The following is a 21,494-nucleotide window of genomic DNA, read 5'->3' on the forward strand; positions in this document are numbered from 1 at the left end:
TCTAGCTTGATTTTACGCCGCGTACATAAAAAGTCTGGCTATAGAAACTTTGTCTGACCTGTTTGCCCTGTCTTGTAGGAGGCAGGGCGGAAAAAAAAGAGTTACTGGCCTTGGCAAGTAACTCTTTTCTAAATTTGGCTCCCCGACCTGGACTCGAACCAGGGACCTGCGGATTAACAGTCCGTCGCTCTACCAACTGAGCTATCAGGGAATAGAAGATATGATGATCTTCATTAAACTTTTAAAACTATCTTTCGGCAGTGATTTTTTTCAAGTTCACTACTCACTTCGATTCTTTACTGCAAACTGCTTTATTCATTCATTGCCAGTCTAATCTTGCGGAAAAAAAAGAGTTACCAGCTTTAGCAGGTAACTCTGCTTTCTCGAATTTTGGCTCCCCGACCTGGACTCGAACCAGGGACCTGCGGATTAACAGTCCGTCGCTCTACCAACTGAGCTATCAGGGAATAGAAGATATGATGGTCTTCATTAAACTTTTAAACTACTACTTATACTTATCTACTCGTCCGCAGTGATTTTTTGCTAAGTTCACTACTTACTTCGAATTCTGTGGCTCCCCGACCTGGACTCGAACCAGGGACCTGCGGATTAACAGTCCGTCGCTCTACCAACTGAGCTATCAGGGAACAGAGACAAAAATTATATTCTCTCGACCCTACTTTGTCAATACGCAGGCCTTATCGAATTACAAAACCTGGGTAATTGCCTCAATAACGTTGTTAATATTCTTGTTATTGAGGGCGGCAACGCAGATGCGACCTGTATCAACAGCGTAGATGGAATTGTTATCACGCAATTTGCCAACTTGCTCTTTCGTCAGGCCGGAATATGAAAACATGCCGCGCTGCTGGATCACAAAATCAAAGTCATGGCCTGGGGCTTTTTCTTTGAGTTTGCTGACAAAAGCAGTGCGCATTTCGCGTATGCGTACGCGCATGCCTGCCAGTTCTTCTTCCCACAATTGGCGCAGTTCTGGCGTTGCCAGCACGGTTGCCACTACCTGGCCACCATGGGTAGGCGGGTTGGAGTAATTGGTGCGGATAACGCGTTTCAGTTGTGACATGATGCGCGCTGCTTCTTCTGCACTGGAGGCGGCAATACTCAATGCACCGACGCGTTCGCCATACAGGGAGAAGGATTTGGAGAAAGAATTGGAAACAAACAGGGCGCCGCCAGCTTCAGCAAAGCGACGTACTACCTTGCCATCGGCCTCGATACCATCACCAAAACCCTGGTAAGCCATATCCAGGAAGGGGATCAGATTGCGTTGGGCAACCACGGCAATTACTTCTGTCCATTGCTCATCTGTCAGGTCAGCACCGGTAGGATTGTGGCAGCAGGCGTGCAGCAAGACGATGGAGCCTTCAGGCATGGATTTCAATGCATCCAGCATGCCAGCGAAATTAACGCCGCGTGTTGCTGCATCATAGTAAGGGTATGAGTTGACTTTGAAGCCAGCCGATTCAAACAGGGCGCGGTGGTTTTCCCAGCTGGGGTCGCTGATCCAGACTTCAGAATTTGGTGTAAAGCGTTGCAAGAAATCTGCACCCAGCTTCAGTGCACCTGTGCCGCCGATGGCCTGGGCAGTAATCGCACGTTTTTCCTTGACGACATCGCTATCGGCACCAAACACCAGTTCTTGCACTGCTTTATCATAAGCAGCCAAGCCTTCGATAGGCAGGTAGGTGCGTGGGGAAAATTTTTCCATCAAAATAGCTTCTGCTTTTTTGACGCATTCCAGCAATGGCACCTTGCCATTGTCATCATAATAAACGCCTACACCCAGATTGACCTTGGCAGGATTCTGGTCGGCATTAAAGGCTTCGGTGATACCCAGGATAGGGTCGCGGGGGGCCATTTCTATGGCGGAAAACAGGGGGGAAGAAGCGGGAGCAGTCATCGTGATAATATTGAAATATTTGTCGTTGCCGACAATAAAGGTTGGAATGAGGCAGATTGCATAGTACAGCCACCTATTTTAGCAAAGGTAATCGCATCATGGCCGTAGCACCAGTTAATTCAACAGCTTTGTCAGAACAGCTGGACGAATCGAAATTTATCAGTTTCCCTGATTCACCTTATCAGTTGTATCAAATGTTCAAGCCAGCGGGTGATCAGCCAGCGGCAATTGCACAATTGGTCGAGGGTATCAGTGACGGTTTATTTTTTCAGACACTGCTGGGAGTGACGGGGTCGGGTAAGACTTACACGATGGCAAACGTGATCGCCAGGACAGGTAGGCCGGCCATCATTTTTGCACCTAATAAAACCCTGGCAGCACAGTTGTACAGTGAGTTCAGGGAATTCTTTCCACGCAATGCGGTGGAGTATTTTGTCAGTTATTACGATTACTATCAACCAGAAGCGTATGTGCCGCAGCGCGACTTGTTCATTGAGAAAGATTCTGCCATCAATGAACATATAGAACAGATGCGTTTGTCCTGTACCAAATCGCTGATGGAAAGACGGGATGTCATCATTGTGGCAACTGTGTCAGCCATCTATGGTATCGGTAACCCTAGCGAATACCATAAGATGATTTTGACCTTGCGAGCCAAGGACAAGGTCAGCCAGCGCGATGTCATTGCCCGTCTCATACAGATGCAGTACAAGCGCAACGAAGTTGATTTTGGACGCGGTACTTTCCGTGTGCGTGGCGACACCATTGATATATTCCCGGCAGAGCATGCCGAGATGGCTGTGCGCGTCGAAATGTTCGATGATGAAATCGAAAACCTGCAATTGTTTGACCCGCTGACAGGGCGCATCAAACAAAAGATACCGCGCTTTACGGTTTATCCTAGTTCGCATTATGTGACACCGCGCGAAACCGTCTTGCGTGCCATCGATACTATCAAGGAAGAATTGCGTGAGCGTCTGGATTTCTTCCGTCGCGAAAACAAACTCATAGAAGAGCAGCGTATAGAACAACGTACCCGCTTTGATCTGGAAATGATGGCGGAAATTGGCTTCACCAAGGGTATTGAAAATTACTCGCGCCACCTGAGTGGTGCCAAAGCCGGTGAACCGCCACCGACCCTGGTCGATTATCTGCCTGCAGATGCCCTGATGTTCCTGGATGAATCGCATGTGCTGACAGGGCAGTTGAATGGCATGTATAACGGCGACAGGGCGCGGAAAACCAATTTGGTGGATTATGGCTTCCGCCTGCCATCAGCACTGGATAATCGTCCGCTGAAGTTCGCTGAGTTTGAAAGCAAATTGCGCCAGACCGTGTTTGTCTCGGCCACGCCAGGTGATTATGAAGACCAGCATTCTGACCAGACGGTAGAGCAACTGGTCAGGCCTACTGGCCTGGTTGACCCGGAAATTGAAGTGCGCCCGGCGCTGACGCAGGTTGATGATTTGATGAACCAGATTATCGAGCGTGTGAAAAAGCACGAGCGGGTATTGGTCACGACACTGACAAAGCGTATGTCAGAACAGTTAACCGAATTCCTCAACGAAAACGGCATCAAGGTGCGTTACCTTCATAGCGATATCGACACGGTAGAGCGGGTGGAAATTATCCGCGATCTGCGCCTGGGTACTTTTGATGTATTGGTCGGCATCAACCTGCTGCGCGAAGGTCTGGATATCCCTGAAGTGTCACTGGTGGCTATTCTCGATGCAGACAAAGAAGGTTTCCTGCGTTCTGAACGCAGCCTTATCCAGACCATAGGCCGTGCCGCGCGTAATTTGCACGGCAAGGCCATCTTGTATGCGGATAAAGTGACAGATTCCATGCGCCGCGCCATGGGAGAAACCGAGCGCCGTCGCAATAAACAGCTCGCCTTTAACCTGGCCAATAATATTACGCCAGTAGGCATACGCAAGCAGATCAAGGACATCATCGATGGCGTCTATAATCCGCAGGAAGCGAAAGAAGAACTGGCAGTAGCGCAAGAGCAGGCACGCTATGAAGTCATGAGCGAGAAGCAGATTAGCCGCGAAATCAAGCGCCTGGAAAAGCTCATGCTGGATCATGCCAAGAATCTGGAGTTTGAAAAAGCCGCCCAGGTCAGGGATCAGTTAGCGCATGTCAAGGAGCAATTGTTTGGGGCGGGTGGGCATGATTCTGTTCCTGTACTTTGAGGCGACTTCTCTTTGGAAAGAACCAGTTTTCGTATGAGCTGGAATGGCTTGTAGGTTGGGCTACGTTTCATCAGCCCAACACTCGGCGGTTAAATAAGGTATGCGTTTGTTGGGGTACAGTGCTGGGTTGGTGAAGCATAGCCTGGCGAGGCCCGGCCTCAACTTATGAGGCTGCATGATGGAGTGTTGATGAAACTTTCAAAAGATAGAGTGGAGGTCGCTAGCGATGTTCATTTAAGAGACGGTATTGGTGTTGAGATTTATCGTGACGACGAGCTCGTAATTGAAATTTTCCGAGATGATACGGAGAGGACGCGGACCATTACCACTTTCAAGGAAAATATATCACTCGAACTTATGGAAGAAAGCATACAAATTTTCAAACAAAAAATCCCATGGGATTTCATTGAGTATGATGAAGATTAATTGGTCAGTTTGTAGGTTGGGTCGTGCCGCGCCAGGCTACTGTTTACTAACGTGACACGGGGCCTCTGCAAACGTATACGTCATTTAGACGCCAAGTGTTGGGCTGATGAAGCGTAGCCCAACCTACGAGGTTAATCCAACCTACGATTCTGGTAATAACTTTGAGGGCTTAAGTTGTATTATTTCCCACCAACACAAACCTGATTCCGCCCACCTTGCTTGGCTTGATATAGCATCGCATCTGCCTGCAGGAACATAGCATTTTCGGTGTTCCAGGTGGGGAAGTCGGCGATGCCGCCGCTGAAGCTGAAGTTTTTATTTTCGCCTGGCTTGACTTCAAAGACAATTTTGCCAAAGGCTTCGCGCATGGCGTCGAGTTTTTGCTTACCTTGCTCTGGTGTGCAATCCCAGAATACGACGACGAATTCTTCACCGCCAAAGCGACTTAGCAAGTCGCTTTCACCGAGTTGTGCCGACAAGACCAGGGACAGGCGCTTGATGACGATGTCGCCAAAATAATGGCCCCAGGTGTCGTTGATATTCTTGAATTTGTCGATATCAATGATGCCATATGCCAGGGGTTTGTCTTCAGTATTGGCACGGCGTATCCACTCCTGGGCTTTCTTTTGCAGACCCACTTTATTGAGCAAGCCAGTGGCTCTGTCGCGGCTGATCAAGTCTTTGCTGGTACGGATTTTATTGATGCGATTGAGCAATTGACGTGTCAGCACGTCGGCATCGCTGGGTGTCAGTATTTCATCAAAGCCGCTATCGAGGGCGCGTCTGGCCATATCAGGGTCAGGGCGGCTTTGCAGCAAGATAATTTCGCGACTGGGGTCAAATTCTATATTCTTTTTCAGCACACGAACCAGGGCTTCGGTTTGCAGGTACTGGGCCTCATCGATGAGGACGATATCTGGCTGGGCTTCCTTGACGCGCACATGCAAGGAGCGGGCATCTGGATTGTGTAGTAGTTCTATGTGGTTTTCTGCCAGCAGGGCTGCATCCAGGGAGGACAGTTCACCACAGTGAACGATGGTATTCGTTTCGCCGCGTTTTTGGCGGGCAAAGATATTGAACAGTTTGTCGACCAGCACTTCATTGGTGATGGGTTTTTCTGCATAAGCCATGCAGTTGCTATCAACCAATTTTTGCTGCAATAAGAAACGCTCGCCCTGACGTACGGTTTGCAGATAAATATAACTTTGATCGTCTGGCAGGCGTTGCAGCAAGTCGCTGAGAAACATGGTCTGGCGGCGGGTGTGTTGCATATCATCTTGCATGTTATACAAGACATCGAGATCGATGACGAATAAATCATTGCCTTCGGAAGACTGTACTGCCTTCACAAAACCGCTCATCTGGTCAAAGAACAGGATGTCAAAGTCGTACTTATGCGCACCTATCAATAACTCTTTCTTGTTATCGATGATGAAAAACGTCTGCGTAAGCAGTAATACCCGATTTTTGTATAACTGTCCTGCTTCTGCCATTTTGTCTCCAGGAACCCGGCGGGTTTGCACTATGTTATCAAATTGCTGTGCATGCTTTGATTTTATACGAGTTCCTGTGACTGCTTGATTAATGGGAAGCAAAATATTGGTCATATTTAAAAAAATGTGGCGAATTACTATCGCTATCAAGCTGATGCAGATGTAGTAACCAGTCATTACCTGCAATTGTTCAATTTGTTCAACAATGGGTCTCCTTTAAACTCAGATTCGAGAGACATCATGGCAGCCAAAAAAATTCTTATGCTGGTGGGTGATTTTGTAGAGGATTATGAGGCCATGGTGCCTTTCCAAAGCCTGCTGGCAGTCGGGCATGCAGTACATGCAGTTTGCCCGGACAAAAAGCCAGGTGACTATGTCTCCACTGCCATTCATGACTTTGAAGGTCAGCAGACGTATACAGAAAAGCCGGGCCACCGCTTTAGCATCACGCATGATTTTGCCGGCATCAAGGCGCAAGATTATGATGCCTTGCTGATACCAGGCGGGCGTGCGCCTGAATATTTGCGCCTGAATCCACAAGTGATTGCTATAGTGCAGCATTTTGCACAAACGAACAAACCGATCGCAGCCGTTTGTCACGGCGCACAGATTCTGGCTGCAGCCAAAGTACTGGAGGGCATCAAATGTTCAGCTTACCCGGCGTGCCAGCCTGAAGTCGAGGCAGCAGGCGGGCATTATGCAAATATCGCGGTGACCGATGCCGTTACTGATAAGAATTTTGTCACCGCACCAGCATGGCCAGCGCATCCTGCCTGGATAGGGCAATTCCTGCAATTGCTGGGGACAGAAATCAAGTTGTAGTCACATGGGGGCTTTGCTTGCAAATCAGGCAAGTACCGTATAATCGTCATCAAATCATTTTCTTGACGAGATGCGGGAGCAAAAATGTGTGAGATTTTTGTGAAAGCCGATCCGGGCTTGTATGAAACCAAGGCACGCTCCCTGCGTCTGCATGGTGTCGTGACATCGATCAGGCTGGAAAAGATATTCTGGAGTGTGCTTGAAGAGATCGCTGCACGTGACGGCATGAATACCAATCAACTCATCACCAAGCTCCATGATGAGTTGATTGCCTATCGCGGGCATATCGATAATTTCTCTTCTTTCCTGCGGGTTTGCTGTTTGCGCTATACCTCACTGATGCTCGACGGTGATATTGCCCATGATAAGCATTTGCCACTTGCTGGTCTGCACAAGGCAAAAACGGAAGCGTCTGGTTTTTTGATTTAATTTTTATTACCGCATCTTCCCAGGCAGTGACCCAGTTTTTTGATCTTTTTGCTTTCGAATAAAAATACCTTGCAAAAGCTGCTTGACACATCAGGCGCTAATTTATATGATGCCTATCAACTAGTAGGTAAAGAAGGCGTAACATGAAACTCAATGCAGATTTTTCCCGGCGTGCTGTTATCGATAGCAATAGTTTGCCGTGGGCAGATTCCCCGGCTGCTGGCATCCAGCGGCAGTTATTGGAACGTGATGGGGAGGAGCAGGCCCGTGCGACTTCATTGGTCCGTTATGCGCCAAGAAGTAAATTTGCGCATCATGTGCATACCCTGGGCGAAGAAATCTTTGTGCTTGAAGGCATCTTTACCGATGAAACCGGGGATTTTGGTCCTGGCACCTATATCAAGAATCCACCAGGCTCGGCACACGCGCCAGGTTCAGAGACAGGTTGTTTGTTGTTCGTGAAATTGCGTCACCTTGAGCTGGACGACAGTGAGCGTGTCGTTATTGATACGCAAAAGGCTGCTTGGTTTCCTGGTATGGTTGCAGGTTTATCGGTGTTGCCTTTGTCAGAGTTTGCTACTCAGCATACCGCTTTGGTCAAATGGGCCGCCGGGACTTACTTTAATCCCCATCATCACTATGGCGGTGAAGAAATTTATGTACTTGAAGGTGTGTTTGAAGATGAGTTTGGGCGCTACCCGGCGGGTACCTGGATACGCAGCCCGCATTTGAGCAAACATTGTCCTTTCAGTACAGAAGGCTGTACCATCTTGGTCAAGACGGGGCATTTGCCTGCTCTTCATTCTTACTAGTGGACTGTAACAGTGGAATCGAGAGTGAAGGACATGTGCCCGACGAATCAGAGCAAGGCAAGGTTTGAACAAATGAGCGGAGAGATAGCGGGGCTATCGCGAGCATTTGTAACGCAGCTATGATCGTCGCGCGCATGGCAAGCACTCCGATTTTCACTGTTACAGTTCACTAGGTCTTGCATGAAGCATTTTTCAGAAATATCGCCTATGGCGGAACGTATCCTTGACACTGCCCAGGCTTTGATACAGCAGCAGGGTTACAACGGTTTTTCTTATGATGACGTGGCCAAACTGGTTGGCATCAAAAAGCCCAGTATTCACCATCATTTCGCCAAGAAAGAAGAATTGGTGACAGTGCTGGTGCAACGTTATACGCATAGATTTCGCGGTGAATTGCTGGGTATAGAAGGGAAGCATGCCAGTCCTATGGAAAGGCTGGCTGCTTATGCGGCAGTGTTTGAGCAAACCTTTAACCGCGACAGGCGTCTTTGTGTCTGCGGCATGTTGGGTGCTGAATCCGATTCTTTGCCAGAATCTGCCGCCGATGAAGTTGCGCGTTTCTTTAAAGTGAATCTGGATTGGCTGGCGCAGATCATCAGCGATGCCCAAAGTGCGGGGATGATTAAACAGAATTGTGCTGCAGAGTCACTGGCACAAGCTTATTTGAGTGCGCTGGAGGGGGCTATGGTACTCGGACGTGGTATGCGTACCGTGCACGGACCAGCGGGAATCGCGGACACTTTTCTTTCCACTGTGTCGGCCTGAGGCCGGCATTTTTTTGTAAATGTAATCTACCAACTGATAGGTAGTTAAATGAAAGGGTACACAATGAACGCTGATTTTGAAGGTAAAAAACTGCTGGTCATAGGCGGCACTAGTGGCATGGGCCTGGAGACTGCGCGCCTGGTCCTGGCTCGCGGTGGTGAGGTAGTGATAGTTGGCAATCGCAAGAACAAGGCAGAGGAGGCGCAGGCGCAGTTGTCTGCTTTGGGGCAGGTCGCTGTGCTGACTGCAAATTTATCCAAGCCTGCAGAAGTGCAGCAGCTTTTGAAAAAGATCGATGAAGCGCACAAGGACATCAATCTTTTGGTCAATGCCGCAGGTGTATTTACTCCCAAGGCTTTTCTTGAGCACAGTGAAAGCGACTATGACCAGTATCAGGCTTTGAACAAGGCTCTGTTCTTCATTACGCAAAAGATTGCTGCCAATATGATTGCCAGTGGTAAGCCTGGGTCTATCGTGAATATAGGTTCGATGTGGGCCAGGCAGGCGATTGCTGCGACACCATCGTCGGCTTACTCCATGGCCAAGGCGGGTATACATTCCATGACCCAGCATCTGGCCATGGAACTCGCATCGCATCATATTCGTGTGAATGCAGTATCGCCAGCCGTAGTGGAAACCCCGGTCTATGAGAGCTTTATTCCCAAGGCAGATATTCCTGCTGCTTTGCAGGGTTTCAATGGTTTTCATCCTATAGGTCGCATAGGTACACCACAGGATGTGTCGGAAGCGATTACTTTCCTGCTGTCAGATAAAGCATCCTGGGTCACCGGCGCAATCTGGGATGTGGACGGTGGTGTGATGGCGGGGCGTAATACCTGAAAAAATCGGAAATAAAAAATGCCGGGTCAGTCTTGTAATTGAACTGATCCGGCATTTTGTTTGGCTAAGCTCAGCTAAGTGAGTTTAGTCCGCTGCAACACGCTTGGCGATATGCGCCAGTGCTTCTTCTACCTGGTCAATCAGGATCAGGCAAAGGTCGCCTGCTTCCAGTCTGTCCATGGCCAGGTCAATGGCAATGAATTCACCATTGATTTCATCGATGCGCGTAGTTTTGCTTGCCTGTTTCAAGCCTTCACGCAAGAGTGCCACAACTTCACCATCGGCACGGCCACGCTGGCATTGGTCCTGGTACAGCACCACGTCATCAAAAGATTCACCAAGGATTTCAGTCTGCTGGCGTATGTCCTGGTCACGTCGGTCACCAGCACCGCTGATGACGACGGAACGACGTTTGGCAGGCATGGTTTCTACTGCGCGCACCAGTGCCAGTATCGCATCCGGGTTGTGGCCGTAATCAGCAATCAAAGTCGCACCGCGGAAGTTGAAGACATTGAAGCGGCCAGGCGCATTGTCAGCTTCATTGGCAAAAGACTTCAAGCCTGCGCGTATGCTTTCCCAGGCAGTATTAATTGCCCAGGCTGCGGCTACGGATGCCATGACGTTCTCGACCTGGAAACCTATGCTGCCATTACGGGTGATAGGGATATCAGCCAGCGGCACGCTATGGCGGGTCTTGCCTTCTGCAGCAATCAGGTGGCCATTTTCGATATAGACCACACGCTTACCCTGAGCCCTGTGGGTGGCCATGACAGGATGCTGGTGATCAGCGGCGAAGAAGATGACTGCAGATGGGCAATTGCTGGCCATGGCAGCGACGATAGGGTCAGCCGCATTCAGCACGGCATAGCCGTTATCAGCCACGTTTTGTACGATGACACGTTTCAGTACAGCCAGGTCTTCTACCGTGGTGATGTAATTCAAGCCAAGGTGATCGCCGGAACCGATATTGGTGACGACGGCCACCTGGCAGCGGTCATAGGCCAGACCTTCACGCAAAACACCGCCACGCGCCGTTTCAAACACGGCTGCGTCAACATCAGGGTGCGACAAGACATTGCGGGCACTGCGTGGGCCACTGCAGTCGCCGCTATCAATCTGGCGGCCAGCAATATAGACACCATCCGTATTCGTCATCCCTGTACGCAAGCCACTGGCTGTCAGCAGATGCGCGATCAGGCGTACTGTCGTGGTTTTACCATTCGTGCCAGTGACAGCGATGATAGGGATGCGGCCATCGTCATGTTCATCAAACATGGAAGCGATAATTGCTTCACCAACCTGGCGACCCTTGCCAAAAGAAGGGGAGAGATGCATGCGCAAACCAGGGGCAGCATTGACTTCGACGATGCCGCCATTTTGCTGTTCTATCGGTTTCAAGACACTATCGCAGACCAGATCAACGCCACAGATATCGAGGCCCACCATTTGTGCGGCAGCTACTGCGCGCGCGGCAACTTCTGGATGCACATCATCCGTTACATCGGTTGCTGCGCCACCAGTAGAGAGATTGGCGTTATTGCGCAAGACCACGCGCTGGCCCTTGGGTGGGATGGAGTCAGCCACAAAACCCTGCTTGGCCAGGCTGGCCAGGGCGATATCATCAAAACGTATTTTGGTCAGAGAAGTGGAGTGACCACTGCCACGGCGCGGGTCTTTATTGACTTGTTCAACCAGCTCACGCACGCTTTGTTTGCCATCACCCACCACTTGCGGCGGATCACGGCGGGCAGCAGCGACCAGCTTGTTGCCGACTACCAGCAGACGGAAATCATTACCAGGCAAGAAGCGCTCTACCAAGATGTCGTCGCGGAATTCACTGGCGGCATGGAAGCCTGCATCCAGTTGTTCACGAGTTGTGACGTTGACGGTCACACCTTTGCCCTGATTGCCATCCTTGGGTTTGACCACCACCGGCATGCCGATTTCAAGAGCGGCGGCCCAGGCATCATCCGGGTCAGATACTGAACGGCCCAAAGGCACAGGCACGCCAGCGGCATGTAAGAGCTTCTTGGTCAGTTCTTTATCTTGCGCAATGGCTTCCGCAATGGCGCTGGTGCCATCCATTTCTGCTGCCTGTATCTTGCGCTGGCGGCTACCCCAGCCAAAGGCTACCAGGCTGCCATCCGTCAGGCGGCGATAAGGGATATTGCGGGCAACGGCGGCATTGACAATGGAGCCAGTAGATGGCCCCAGACGAACGTCTTCATCGAGGTCACGCAATTGCTCAAGCGCAGCAGCCAGGTCAAAGGCATGGTCTTTCAATGCGGCATTGATGAGTTGTTCTGCCAGTTCTACGGCCAGGCGGCCTACAGCTTCTTCTGAATATTCGACCACGACTTGAAAAATACCTGCTTCCAGGGTTTGCGTGGTGCGGCTGAAAGTGACCGGGCAACCGGCTTCTGCCTGTAGACCCAGAGTCAGCAATTCAAACACATGGGCCATGGGGATGGCATCATCATGACCGGTGGGTTGCAAGATGCTGAGTTGCGGGAACAGGGCGCGCAAACGGTCTTCAAATCCGTTCATACCGGCAATTGACATCTCTTCATTTGTGCAGGCAACAATCGCTTCTACGGCCGTATGATGGCTCCAGAGATTGGGACCGCGCAGGGCACGGATGCGTGATACTTCCATAAAACTTAGTCCTGTTGAAAAAGGCGTCAAACGATGGTGTGCTGTTTTTTCATCCTGACGATTCAAGCATCAGCAATCACACCATCAGATAAATAGTAAATTCTAAGAAAACACGTAAACAATATATCTTGTATTTGCGGATGCCGGATCGGGTATCCGCACAAGTGTCAATACGCTCAGTAAGGTGCTTTCTTGCTAGAGTCAAAAGTCCTGAGACCAGCACCTATCAATTCTGGTGTTATATTCAATGCCCAAGCTGCTGCAACTGCCGCCAGTACGCTTTCTGCCTGAGCGACTTTTGCAGGCTTCAAAGCACTCAAGGGCAACAGAGCAGTTTCAGTTTCTCCATCTGCCAACACGATATTGTCATCACGCAAAAACACTACGCGTTCACCCAGGGCACGGTGATTGACTATGGCTTCCAGCGCCGGGTCCTTGGCATAAAAAATCACTTTGCCATCACAGAGTTCTGCCAGATCTACCACAGCAGGATCAGCAGCATTCAATACCGCCACACCGTCTGGCAAAATCACATCCACCTGAGTACGCAAGACTTTGCGCATTTGGTCCGGGCTGTCGATGTAGTAGGCTGCCAGGTCGGCATAGCCTTCCATATCGGTAACCACGCCAACTGCGCATTTGTCATAGGCCAGGCCATCACTGAGCAAGGCCTTGGCATTGGTTTCAAAGACGGCTGCTTCCACTGAGCGGTTGATCAACAATCTTTGGCCAGCTTCCCAGTTGGCGCAATCGCCATCAGTGACAATGCGCTTATTCAGGAACAAACCTTGTGCGCAAGCGACGCCGGTTTCTTTACCGCTAATATTGATCAGGGCACCAATCAGGCGCGCAATCAGACTGCAACCTTTGGTGCCAGCAACACCAACGATGCTGATACGGCCACTTTCATCCGGGGCAAACAAATGATTGATGATGGCTTTGCCGACAGGGCGGCCTTCACCATTGGCCGGTTTGATGTGGGCCAGCAAACCAGGGCTGGCATTGACTTCAATAATCGCCGCCCCCTGTCCAGCCATAGGGAGAGAAATATCTTCTGCCACCAGGTCAACACCAGCGATATCCAGGCCGACGATACGTGCAGCCAGTGTCGCGGCATAAGCAATATCAGGATGGATTTTATCGGTGACGTCAAGAGCGACGTTGCCGTTTGGCTGTATCAATACTTTCTGCCCCGCCAGCGGGATGGAATTGGCATCCATGCCTTGGCGTTTTAATTCGAGGATGATTTCTGCCCCTGCGCCCGGGTCCAGCGCATTTAACGGACAATCTTCTGTCGTGCCACGGCGCGGATCAGTATTGATCTGGTCGTCGACCAGTTCAGTGACATTCGATTTGCCATTGCCAGTCACCCACAGTGATTCGCCTTTACCAACGGCGACTACCTGGTTGCCAACCACCAGCACGCGGTGCTCATCACCAGTGACGAAGCGCTCAACGATGACGCTCTTGCTGTCACCCTTGCGTGAAGCCAGTTCATAGGCAGCGATGACGTCTTCCTTGCTCATCAGGTTCAGTGAAACGCCGCGGCCATGGTTGCCATCATAAGGTTTGATAACGACGGGCAGGCCGATGTCCTGTGCTTCTTCCCAGGCTTCCTCAGCACTGCGCACCAGGGAACCTTCAGGAACAGGCACGCCGCAAGATTGCAACAGGGTTTTTGTAAGGTCTTTATCGCTGGCTATGCTTTCAGCAATGGCGCTGGTGCGGTCGGTTTCTGCTGTCCAGATGCGGCGTTGGGCAGCACCATGGCCCAGTTGCACCAGATTGCCATCTGTCAAACGTATGGACGGGATGCGACGTTCAGTGGCGGCATCAACAATGCTGGCAGTACTTGGGCCCAGGCAACGGTCATCCACCAGTTCACGCAATTCTGTGACCTTGGTTTGCAGATCAAAAGCCTGGTCTTCAATCGCTGCCATCAGCAAGTCGCGGCCAATTTGCAGGGCAGCGCGGCCGACCTGTTCTTCACGGGTGCGGAAAGCCATTTTGTAAACGCCGACTACATTGGTAGAACGAGTCTGGCCAAAACCGGTACGCATACCTGCCAGGTTTTGCAATTCAAGGACGACATGTTCAAGGATATGACCAGACCAGGTGCCTTCACGCAGGCGCTCCAGAAATCCACCGCGCTCACCGACACCACAGCGATGCTCTATGATTCCAGGCAACCAGGCCGTCAGGCGCTCATACAAGCCAGGGATTTTATTCGATGGAAATTCTTCCAGCACACCAATATCCAGCACTGCTTCAATGACAGGGCGGTAAGTCCAGATATTCGGGCCACGCAAGTGCGTTGCGCTGAGAATGCGGATGTCTTTCTTGTTTGTTGTCATGTATGTAAACTTTTATAAGCCGGGTTTATGCAGACCAGGTCTTGTCATTTTTTTAGAGCGTTTCTTCGTTTTCCCTGAATGCGCAACATCTTGGGCTGGCCAGGCCAGGAGAGATTTTCTGGTGCATTGAAAATCTTGCCATAGCCATAATATTACTTTGCATATCATTTTGAAAGCGGCTGTGAAAGGCACGCTTGCTGATATACTTGCGCGCCAGCGCAAAAGCAGTTCATCCTCTTGATCAGATTTATCTGATTATTTTTCTTCCGATAGAATACCGTAAATTGCTGCTTCCGTGACATGGCTTATGCCGGAAACGGAAAGCAAGTGATCTGTTTTACTAAAATTAATGTCCTGATTTGATTCAGGACCAGCTCTTGAGCCGGAGTTCGTTTCACGATGACCACAACACAATTCAGCCCCGAACAGCCTGTTACCTCACTTCCAGCATCCTGGCAACCTGACCTCAACAGTCAGATCGCCAAGGGCGAGAACGTTTTAACTGCCCTGGAGGTTGACCTCGACAACAAACTTCGCTTCCGCAAGGGCTTGCTGGTGGTGACAGATCAGCGCTTGCTGGCCAAATCACCAGGTGAGGCTGACTGGAAAGAGTGGCGTTTTCGTCAGGGTTTGCAATTAAGTCATCATGACCATGCCGGTGTTGGCCATCTGGAACTTGTGGATGAGCAGGGCTTGCAGGCGAGCTGGCGCTTTACCCTGGGTCAGAATTTGCACGCGATACGCTTGCTGGACCAATTCAAGGAACAATTACAAAGCCACATTACTGGTAAGCCAGTGGTCCGCGCAGAACAAAATATCTGCCCCAGCTGTAAAGCTGTGCTTGAGCCGGACCAGGAGGAATGCCCAGTCTGCACCAAGGTCATCTATACGCCGCCGTCAACCTGGACACTGTTACGCTTGTGGCGATTTGCCCACCCTTATCGCCTGCAATTGCTCCTCGGTTTCACGCTGATGTTGCTGGGTACGGCTGCGCACATGATCCCGCGCTACCTGACCAAGCCGTTGACGGATGAAGTGCTGATTCCCTATCAAAACGGTGCCCATGTCGATCCCAAACTGGTGGTGTTCTACATCGGTGGTTTGCTTGGTTCTGCGGTGATTGCATGGCTGTTGAGCTGGGGCAAGACGTATATCCTGGCCCTGGTGTCAGAACGCATAGGTGCGGATTTGCGTACTGCGACCTATGAGCATCTGTTGAAATTGTCTCTCGAATATTTTGGTGGCAAACGCACTGGTGACCTGATGTCGCGCATAGGTAGCGAAAGTGACCGCATTTGCGTTTACCTGTCACTGCATCTGCTGGATTTTGCGACTGACGTGCTGATGTTCATCATGACAGCTGGTTTTCTGTTGCAAATCAATACCAAGCTGGCCCTGGTGACCTTGTTGCCACTGCCATTCATTGCCTGGATGATCCACCTGGTGCGTGACAAATTGCGTACCGGTTTTGAAAAGATAGACAGGGTATGGGGTGAGGTGACCAATGTCCTGGCTGATACTATTCCCGGCATACGTGTGGTCAAGGCCTTTGCCCAGGAAAAGCGGGAGGCAGGGCGCTTCCGTGAAGCCAATAAACATAATCTTGCCGTCAATGACAAGCTCAACAAGGTCTGGTCGCTGTTTTCACCTACTGTATCATTCCTGACGGATCTCGGTATTCTGGTGGTCTGGGGCTTTGGTATCTGGCAGATTTCCAAGGGTGATATTACTGTCGGTTCTCTGGTGGCTGCCGTGGCTTTCATCAGTAATTTCTATGGCCGTATTGATTCCATGAGCCGCATCGTGTCCGTGACTCAGAAATCTGCCTCGGCTGCCAAGCGTATTTTTGACATTCTGGATCATGTATCGAGTGTGCCTGATCCGCAAAATCCGGTGAAGATTAAAGACGTCAAGGGGCAGATAGAGTTGCGCGAAGTGGGTTTTCGATATGGTAATCGCGCCGTCAACCGCGGCATCAACCTCAGCATTAAACAAGGTGAAATGATAGGTTTGGTTGGTCATAGTGGTTCAGGCAAGAGTACGCTGGTAAACCTGATCTGCCGCTTCTATGATGTCTCAGAAGGCGCGATTTTGCTCGACGGGGTCGATATACGCTCATTTGCCGTATCTGATTACCGTCGCAATATCGGCCTGGTCTTGCAAGAGCCTTTCCTGTTTTTTGGCACTATTGCAGAGAATATCGCTTACGGTAAGCCAGACGCGACGCGCGATGAAATCATCGTGGCGGCGCGTGCTGCCCATGCCCATGAGTTTATTTTACGCCTGCCGCAAGGTTATGACTCTATGGTCGGTGAGCGTGGCCAAGGCTTGTCTGGCGGTGAACGGCAGCGTATTTCGATTGCCCGTGCTTTGCTGATTGATCCACGTATTTTGATCATGGATGAAGCCACGTCTTCCGTCGACTCGCAAACCGAGAAAGAAATCCAGAAAGCCCTGGATAACCTGGTGCAAGGCCGTACTACGATTGCGATTGCGCATAGATTGTCCACCCTGCACAAAGCTGATCGTCTGGTGGTATTGGATAGAGGGCAGGTTGTTGAAGTTGGCAGCCATGATGAACTGATGGCCAAAGAAGGCGCTTACTATAATCTGTACCAGGCTCAAGCCCGTAATGCAGAACTGGTTGAGGAGTAAACAAGATGACGACAACAAAATTTACCCTGAGCCGCAATTCTTTCGGCAAACTTATACTCAGCAATGAGGCTGGAGAAGTGTTTGAAGGCGTCAGTCCGGTGAGGGCATTCCCCATCCAGTCACCATTGGCGGGCATGTCCCTGGTCATGACCGACGGACGCGAGGTCGCATGGATAGATCAACTCGATGATCTGGCGACAGATGTGCGTGAACTGGTCATGGAGGAGCTGGAGGGGCGCGAATTCATGCCTGAAATCAGCAGCATCATCAGCGTCACCAGCTTTGCCTTGCCATGTACATGGAAGGTGGCGACAGACCGTGGCGAGACTGATTTCGTGCTCAAGGGTGATGAAGATATACGCCGCATAGGTAAGGCATCGTTACTGATTACCGATAATCACGGCATACAATTCCTGATACGTGATATGTATGCGATAGACAAGCATAGCCGCAGGATACTCGACCGTTTCTTATAAATCTTTTATGAGTGATGTAGATACCGATTTAAAATTCATACCCATATAAATTAGTATCTCTGCTTTCACCTGCCAGCACGACGACAGCTTCCAGTTGAAACCCCAAGTCTTGCAATAACTTATTGGAAGCGAGATTATTTGGGGATGTAATAGCGGCCAGTTTGCTGATGCACAAATGCGTGTTGGCATAGGCCAGGGTTGCCCTGGCTGCTTCCCTGGCATATCCTTGCCCCAGAAATTGCGGTAAAAACGCATAGCCCAGGTCTATATTTTTCAAGCTTTCCCGCTTGACCAGTCCGCATAAACCCATGGCCTGACCGTCTTCCTTGCGCTCTACCACATACAGGCTGAAGCCTATCTTTTCCTGATTTGCCACGGGGCCATTGACAATGTCAGTGCGCGCCTCTTCCAGGGTGCGTATGCCCTTGTCGCGGATGTTTTCTATGAATGCAGGGTCATTCACTAGTGCCAGGTAAAAAGCAGCATCATCGCTAGTGATGGTGCGCAGTTGCAGTCTGTCTGTGGTGATGACGATAGTCATTCTTGTCTCCAGGGAAATATCCAGTTTAATTTGCTTGCCCCAGAAATGCTAACGGTTTTTATTAGTCCAAAGCATTCTTGTCAGCACAATAAGACAAGGTTTTTGAACTAAACTGATGTTGCCAACCGACAGACTTGTTAACTTGTTATACAAAGTGGTGAATTGAATAAACTTTTTTTCACATTCCATGGTCTGCGGCGTAATATTGTTATATGGCATTAAGCTTTTCTTTGTATTCGCTCACGATGATAGCTTTTGATATGTACCGCCCACATTACCATCGGTCTTGCGCTTACTGTTGATTGGCTTAGGCAAGTCTTGTTACTTATCCATGTTCGTACTCAGGGGAAGCTATGAAATCTCTCAAAGCCAGACTCATCGTTGTTATTGGATTATTGGTTGCTATTTGCACCATCGTATTGACCGTAGGTAGTTATCTGAGGATGAAATCCCAGATAGAAAATGACCTGAATAATGAAATTCGGGGTGTTGCTGCCGGTTATAACGCCGTATTGAGTAACTGGATACAAACCAATCTGTCCATGATGGAGAGTCTGGCACAAGGCCTGGGTAATGGCGCTGATTTGCAATCCAGCCTGACTATGATGCGGGCTGGAGGTAACTTTCTTAGTGTCTACCAGGGCCAACCAGACAAGCAATTCACTAATATCCCGGCAGATCCTCCTCCAGCGGGTTTCGACCCCACCGTGCGCCCTTGGTATAAAGCAGCCATGGAAGCCAAGAAATCCATCGTCACTTCGCCATATATGGGTGTTGCTCCCCCTGGATTGATGATTACTTTTGCTGCGCCTGTCAAAGGCGGTGAGGGTGGTGTGGTTGGTGCTGACGTGTTCCTGACCAAGATAGTGGATCAAATTCTGACTATCAAACTGGCGGGCGGCGGCTATGCCTTCTTGCTGGATAAAAGTGGCCAGGTCCTGGCTCATGCAGACCAGGCCAAGGTCATGAAAATGGCCAAGGAAATCACGCCTGACCTGGCGCTGGATAACCTGGCTAACCTGTCCAAGCAAAAAGATCCTATCTTGACTGAAATTGGTGGCAAACCACACTTCATGCTCCTGCAGCAAATTACTGGCTCAGACATTTACCTGGCTCTGGTCATAGACAAGAAAAAAGCCCTGGAGGCGTTGGATCAACTACTCATCATTTCAGCGGTTGTCTTGTTGATTTTACTGGGTGTGATCATGCCTTTGACGACCTTGCTGGTTGGTCGCATGCTGTCCGGTTTGCAACGTGTGCGTGATGCCATGTCCGATATTGCTGCCGGTGGCGGTGACCTGAGCCGTAAAATCGATGTGGAGGGTGACGATGAAGTCGCCCAGACGGCTTCTGCTTTCAATCGTTTTCTTGAACAATTGCGCGTCATGGTGGTGGATGTGCGCAAGGCGACTGACTCGATTACCGTGGGGGCGACGGAAATCGCTACTGGCAATATGGATTTGTCTGGCCGTACTGAGCAGCAGGCATCTTCATTGGAAGAGACTGCGGCCAGCATGGAAGAATTGACTGAGGCAGTGCGCAATAATGCCGACAATGCCCGCGAAGCCAACAAGATGGCAGTCAATGCATCTGATGTGGCAACTCAGGGTGGTGAAGTGGTAGGCAAGGTGGTTACTACCATGCAGGGTATCAGTGACAGCTCACGCAAGATTGTCGACATCATCAGTGTGATTGAAGGTATTGCCTTCCAGACCAATATCCTGGCCTTGAATGCAGCGGTCGAAGCGGCCAGGGCAGGTGAGCAGGGGCGCGGCTTTGCGGTGGTTGCCAGCGAAGTACGTACCCTGGCACAGCGCAGTGCTGCTGCTGCGCAAGAGATCAAGAACCTGATTGAAGACTCGGTCAACAAAGTCAGTGAAGGTTCTGAACTGGTCGATAAGGCCGGGGCCGCTATGACCCGCATCGTCTCAGCGGTAGACCAAGTGGCAGCGATTATCAATGAAATCACCACCGCCTCTGTAGAGCAAAGTGATGGTATCCAGCAAGTCAATGTGGCATTGGCGCACATGGATGAGGCAACCCAGCAAAATGCAGCTTTGGTAGAGGAAGCTGCTGCCGCTGCCGGTTCGTTGGAAGAACAGGCGAATTTGCTGAAAACTGCGATGTCAGCCTTCCGCATGGAAGACTCAGGCTCAGGCCCACGCATAGCACCGGCCAAATCAAGCTGGGCGAAGAATAAGGCTTCTGCTCCTAGTCTGGGTTACGACGAAGAATAATCAAATGCCCTCAAGTGTGGCAATCACCGGAGCATGATCCGATGGTTGCTCCCACTTGCGAGGCACGCGGTCAATGACGCAAGAAGTGCATAGTTTGGCCAATTCTGCTGACAGCAGGATATGGTCGATGCGCACGCCCTTATTGAGACGGAAGCCCAGTGCACGGTAATCCCACCAGCTAAAGGATTTTTCTGCCTGTTCAAACTGCCGGAAACTGTCGCTTAGCCCAAGTGCGATCAGGTTTTTCAGGGCGGCTCTTTCTTCTGGCGATACCAGGTTCATGCCCACCCAGGCAGCAGGGTCGTGGACATCCCTGTCTTCCGGGGCGATATTGTAGTCACCCAAGATGGCGAATTTGGCATGGCGTGCCATTTCTTCCCTGACCCAGTTTTCCAGTGCTGCAAACCATTTCAATTTGTACTGGAATTTATCTGAGTCTGGTGCCTGGCCATTAGGCACATAAGCGCAAATAATACGTACGCCCGCGATGGTCGCGGCAATCAGGCGTTGCTGTTCATCTTCAAAATGCGGATTATTCTTTTGAATATCCGTCATCGCGTGTTTCGATAAAATCGCCACACCGTTGTAAGTTTTTTGTCCGGTAAAGGCAACATGGTAGCCTGCCGCTTCTATCTCTGCTTGTGGAAACTTGTCATCGGTGAGCTTGGTTTCCTGTATGCACAGGACATCGACAGGATTGGTTTCCAGCCACTGCAAGACTTGTGGGAGCCGGACTTTCAGGGAGTTGACGTTCCAGGTAACTAGTTTCATGAGAATATTTTTGATGGTGGTAAATGACGATAAGCTTTGTAAGCATCTGAAAAATGGTGCTGCTGACCTGGGCGAGCGTGTATGCGTCACATATTATACGAT

The 21,494-nt window shown here is 50.3% G+C and carries 16 protein-coding genes and 3 tRNA genes; 10 read left to right on the forward strand and 9 right to left on the reverse strand.

Annotated features, from left to right (window positions below):
- Positions 1 to 135 precede the first annotated feature (135 nt).
- The 4 genes from ACO0LC_RS04295 to ACO0LC_RS04310 all read right to left on the reverse strand — a co-directional run bounded on the left by ACO0LC_RS04295 (position 136) and on the right by ACO0LC_RS04310 (position 1,921).
- Positions 136 to 211: transfer RNA gene (locus ACO0LC_RS04295), tRNA-Asn, on the reverse strand.
- A 180-nt stretch (positions 212 to 391) separates the two neighbouring features.
- A tRNA-Asn gene (locus ACO0LC_RS04300) sits at positions 392 to 467 on the reverse strand.
- Between the two features lie 104 nt (positions 468 to 571).
- Positions 572 to 647, reverse strand: a tRNA-Asn gene (locus ACO0LC_RS04305).
- A gap of 59 nt (positions 648 to 706) precedes the next feature.
- Positions 707 to 1,921: an aromatic amino acid transaminase gene (locus tag ACO0LC_RS04310; protein ID WP_423000933.1), complete on the reverse strand. Its 1,215-nt coding sequence runs from the start codon at positions 1,919 to 1,921 to the stop codon at positions 707 to 709.
- Between the two features lie 98 nt (positions 1,922 to 2,019).
- On the opposite strand from ACO0LC_RS04310, the gene uvrB reads away from it, so the two are divergent.
- Positions 2,020 to 4,116: an excinuclease ABC subunit UvrB gene (uvrB, locus tag ACO0LC_RS04315; protein WP_423000935.1), complete on the forward strand. Its 2,097-nt coding sequence runs from the start codon at positions 2,020 to 2,022 to the stop codon at positions 4,114 to 4,116.
- A gap of 189 nt (positions 4,117 to 4,305) precedes the next feature.
- Positions 4,306 to 4,542: a hypothetical protein gene (locus ACO0LC_RS04320; RefSeq protein WP_423000937.1), complete on the forward strand. Its 237-nt coding sequence runs from the start codon at positions 4,306 to 4,308 to the stop codon at positions 4,540 to 4,542.
- A 179-nt stretch (positions 4,543 to 4,721) separates the two neighbouring features.
- On the opposite strand, the gene ACO0LC_RS04325 is transcribed toward ACO0LC_RS04320, so the two are convergent.
- Positions 4,722 to 6,035: a diguanylate cyclase gene (locus ACO0LC_RS04325; RefSeq protein ID WP_423000939.1), complete on the reverse strand. Its 1,314-nt coding sequence runs from the start codon at positions 6,033 to 6,035 to the stop codon at positions 4,722 to 4,724.
- Between the two features lie 240 nt (positions 6,036 to 6,275).
- Between ACO0LC_RS04325 and ACO0LC_RS04330 the strand changes: the two genes are divergently transcribed.
- The 5 genes from ACO0LC_RS04330 to ACO0LC_RS04350 all read left to right on the forward strand — a co-directional run bounded on the left by ACO0LC_RS04330 (position 6,276) and on the right by ACO0LC_RS04350 (position 9,703).
- Positions 6,276 to 6,857 carry a DJ-1/PfpI family protein gene (locus ACO0LC_RS04330; RefSeq protein ID WP_423000941.1) on the forward strand — a complete coding sequence of 194 codons (582 nt, stop codon included), beginning with the start codon at positions 6,276 to 6,278 and terminating at the stop codon, positions 6,855 to 6,857.
- A gap of 84 nt (positions 6,858 to 6,941) precedes the next feature.
- Positions 6,942 to 7,286, forward strand: a complete 345-nt coding sequence (locus ACO0LC_RS04335) for a ribbon-helix-helix domain-containing protein (RefSeq protein ID WP_423000943.1) — start codon at positions 6,942 to 6,944, stop codon at positions 7,284 to 7,286.
- Between the two features lie 143 nt (positions 7,287 to 7,429).
- Positions 7,430 to 8,098, forward strand: a complete 669-nt coding sequence (locus ACO0LC_RS04340) for a cupin domain-containing protein (RefSeq protein ID WP_423000945.1) — start codon at positions 7,430 to 7,432, stop codon at positions 8,096 to 8,098.
- Between the two features lie 207 nt (positions 8,099 to 8,305).
- Entirely contained in the window at positions 8,306 to 8,863 is a 558-nt protein-coding gene (locus tag ACO0LC_RS04345; RefSeq protein ID WP_423000947.1) for a TetR/AcrR family transcriptional regulator, read from the forward strand.
- A gap of 63 nt (positions 8,864 to 8,926) precedes the next feature.
- Positions 8,927 to 9,703 carry an SDR family NAD(P)-dependent oxidoreductase gene (locus ACO0LC_RS04350; protein ID WP_423000949.1) on the forward strand — a complete coding sequence of 259 codons (777 nt, stop codon included), beginning with the start codon at positions 8,927 to 8,929 and terminating at the stop codon, positions 9,701 to 9,703.
- A gap of 84 nt (positions 9,704 to 9,787) precedes the next feature.
- Here the strand turns inward: ACO0LC_RS04350 and cphA (ACO0LC_RS04355) are convergent, their stop codons facing one another.
- Both cphA (ACO0LC_RS04355) and cphA (ACO0LC_RS04360) read right to left on the reverse strand, forming a co-directional pair.
- Positions 9,788 to 12,358, reverse strand: coding sequence for a cyanophycin synthetase (gene cphA, locus ACO0LC_RS04355; protein ID WP_423000951.1), 2,571 nt, complete (start codon positions 12,356 to 12,358; stop codon positions 9,788 to 9,790).
- Positions 12,359 to 12,534: 176 nt separating this feature from the next.
- On the reverse strand, positions 12,535 to 14,712 hold the full coding sequence (gene cphA / locus ACO0LC_RS04360) for a cyanophycin synthetase (RefSeq protein WP_423000953.1): 2,178 nt from the start codon (positions 14,710 to 14,712) through the stop codon (positions 12,535 to 12,537).
- Positions 14,713 to 15,111: 399 nt separating this feature from the next.
- Here cphA (ACO0LC_RS04360) and ACO0LC_RS04365 point away from each other — a divergent pair, with 399 nt between their 5' ends.
- On the forward strand, positions 15,112 to 17,367 hold the full coding sequence (locus ACO0LC_RS04365; RefSeq protein WP_423000955.1) for an ABC transporter ATP-binding protein: 2,256 nt from the start codon (positions 15,112 to 15,114) through the stop codon (positions 17,365 to 17,367).
- A gap of 5 nt (positions 17,368 to 17,372) precedes the next feature.
- Positions 17,373 to 17,843, forward strand: a complete 471-nt coding sequence (locus ACO0LC_RS04370) for a DUF1854 domain-containing protein (RefSeq protein WP_423000957.1) — start codon at positions 17,373 to 17,375, stop codon at positions 17,841 to 17,843.
- Between the two features lie 28 nt (positions 17,844 to 17,871).
- Here ACO0LC_RS04370 and ACO0LC_RS04375 read toward each other — a convergent pair whose 3' ends face one another.
- The gene (locus tag ACO0LC_RS04375) at positions 17,872 to 18,384 is read right to left on the reverse strand and encodes a GNAT family N-acetyltransferase (RefSeq protein ID WP_423000959.1); all 513 of its coding nucleotides are present in this window, start codon (positions 18,382 to 18,384) and stop codon (positions 17,872 to 17,874) included.
- A gap of 353 nt (positions 18,385 to 18,737) precedes the next feature.
- Between ACO0LC_RS04375 and ACO0LC_RS04380 the strand changes: the two genes are divergently transcribed.
- Positions 18,738 to 20,621: a methyl-accepting chemotaxis protein gene (locus ACO0LC_RS04380; protein WP_423000961.1), complete on the forward strand. Its 1,884-nt coding sequence runs from the start codon at positions 18,738 to 18,740 to the stop codon at positions 20,619 to 20,621.
- Here ACO0LC_RS04380 and xth read toward each other — a convergent pair whose 3' ends face one another.
- Positions 20,622 to 21,392 carry an exodeoxyribonuclease III gene (xth, locus tag ACO0LC_RS04385; RefSeq protein ID WP_423000963.1) on the reverse strand — a complete coding sequence of 257 codons (771 nt, stop codon included), beginning with the start codon at positions 21,390 to 21,392 and terminating at the stop codon, positions 20,622 to 20,624. It lies immediately after the preceding gene.
- Positions 21,393 to 21,494: the final 102 nt, after the last annotated feature.

The sequence above is a fragment of the Undibacterium sp. JH2W genome, assembly GCF_049340425.1.
GTDB lineage: Bacteria > Pseudomonadota > Gammaproteobacteria > Burkholderiales > Burkholderiaceae_D > Undibacterium.

Excerpts from the sequence above, each read along its gene's own strand:
- ACO0LC_RS04310 (WP_423000933.1), bottom strand. The coding sequence starts at position 1,921 with ATGACTGCTCCCGCTTCTTCCCCCCTGTTTTCCGCCATAGAAATGGCC.
- uvrB (WP_423000935.1), top strand. The coding sequence starts at position 2,020 with ATGGCCGTAGCACCAGTTAATTCAACAGCTTTGTCAGAACAGCTGGAC.
- ACO0LC_RS04320 (WP_423000937.1), top strand. The coding sequence starts at position 4,306 with ATGAAACTTTCAAAAGATAGAGTGGAGGTCGCTAGCGATGTTCATTTA.
- ACO0LC_RS04325 (WP_423000939.1), bottom strand. The coding sequence starts at position 6,035 with ATGGCAGAAGCAGGACAGTTATACAAAAATCGGGTATTACTGCTTACG.
- ACO0LC_RS04330 (WP_423000941.1), top strand. The coding sequence starts at position 6,276 with ATGGCAGCCAAAAAAATTCTTATGCTGGTGGGTGATTTTGTAGAGGAT.
- ACO0LC_RS04335 (WP_423000943.1), top strand. The coding sequence starts at position 6,942 with ATGTGTGAGATTTTTGTGAAAGCCGATCCGGGCTTGTATGAAACCAAG.
- ACO0LC_RS04340 (WP_423000945.1), top strand. The coding sequence starts at position 7,430 with ATGAAACTCAATGCAGATTTTTCCCGGCGTGCTGTTATCGATAGCAAT.
- ACO0LC_RS04345 (WP_423000947.1), top strand. The coding sequence starts at position 8,306 with ATGGCGGAACGTATCCTTGACACTGCCCAGGCTTTGATACAGCAGCAG.
- ACO0LC_RS04350 (WP_423000949.1), top strand. The coding sequence starts at position 8,927 with ATGAACGCTGATTTTGAAGGTAAAAAACTGCTGGTCATAGGCGGCACT.
- cphA (WP_423000951.1), bottom strand. The coding sequence starts at position 12,358 with ATGGAAGTATCACGCATCCGTGCCCTGCGCGGTCCCAATCTCTGGAGC.
- cphA (WP_423000953.1), bottom strand. The coding sequence starts at position 14,712 with ATGACAACAAACAAGAAAGACATCCGCATTCTCAGCGCAACGCACTTG.
- ACO0LC_RS04365 (WP_423000955.1), top strand. The coding sequence starts at position 15,112 with ATGACCACAACACAATTCAGCCCCGAACAGCCTGTTACCTCACTTCCA.
- ACO0LC_RS04370 (WP_423000957.1), top strand. The coding sequence starts at position 17,373 with ATGACGACAACAAAATTTACCCTGAGCCGCAATTCTTTCGGCAAACTT.
- ACO0LC_RS04375 (WP_423000959.1), bottom strand. The coding sequence starts at position 18,384 with ATGACTATCGTCATCACCACAGACAGACTGCAACTGCGCACCATCACT.
- ACO0LC_RS04380 (WP_423000961.1), top strand. The coding sequence starts at position 18,738 with ATGAAATCTCTCAAAGCCAGACTCATCGTTGTTATTGGATTATTGGTT.
- xth (WP_423000963.1), bottom strand. The coding sequence starts at position 21,392 with ATGAAACTAGTTACCTGGAACGTCAACTCCCTGAAAGTCCGGCTCCCA.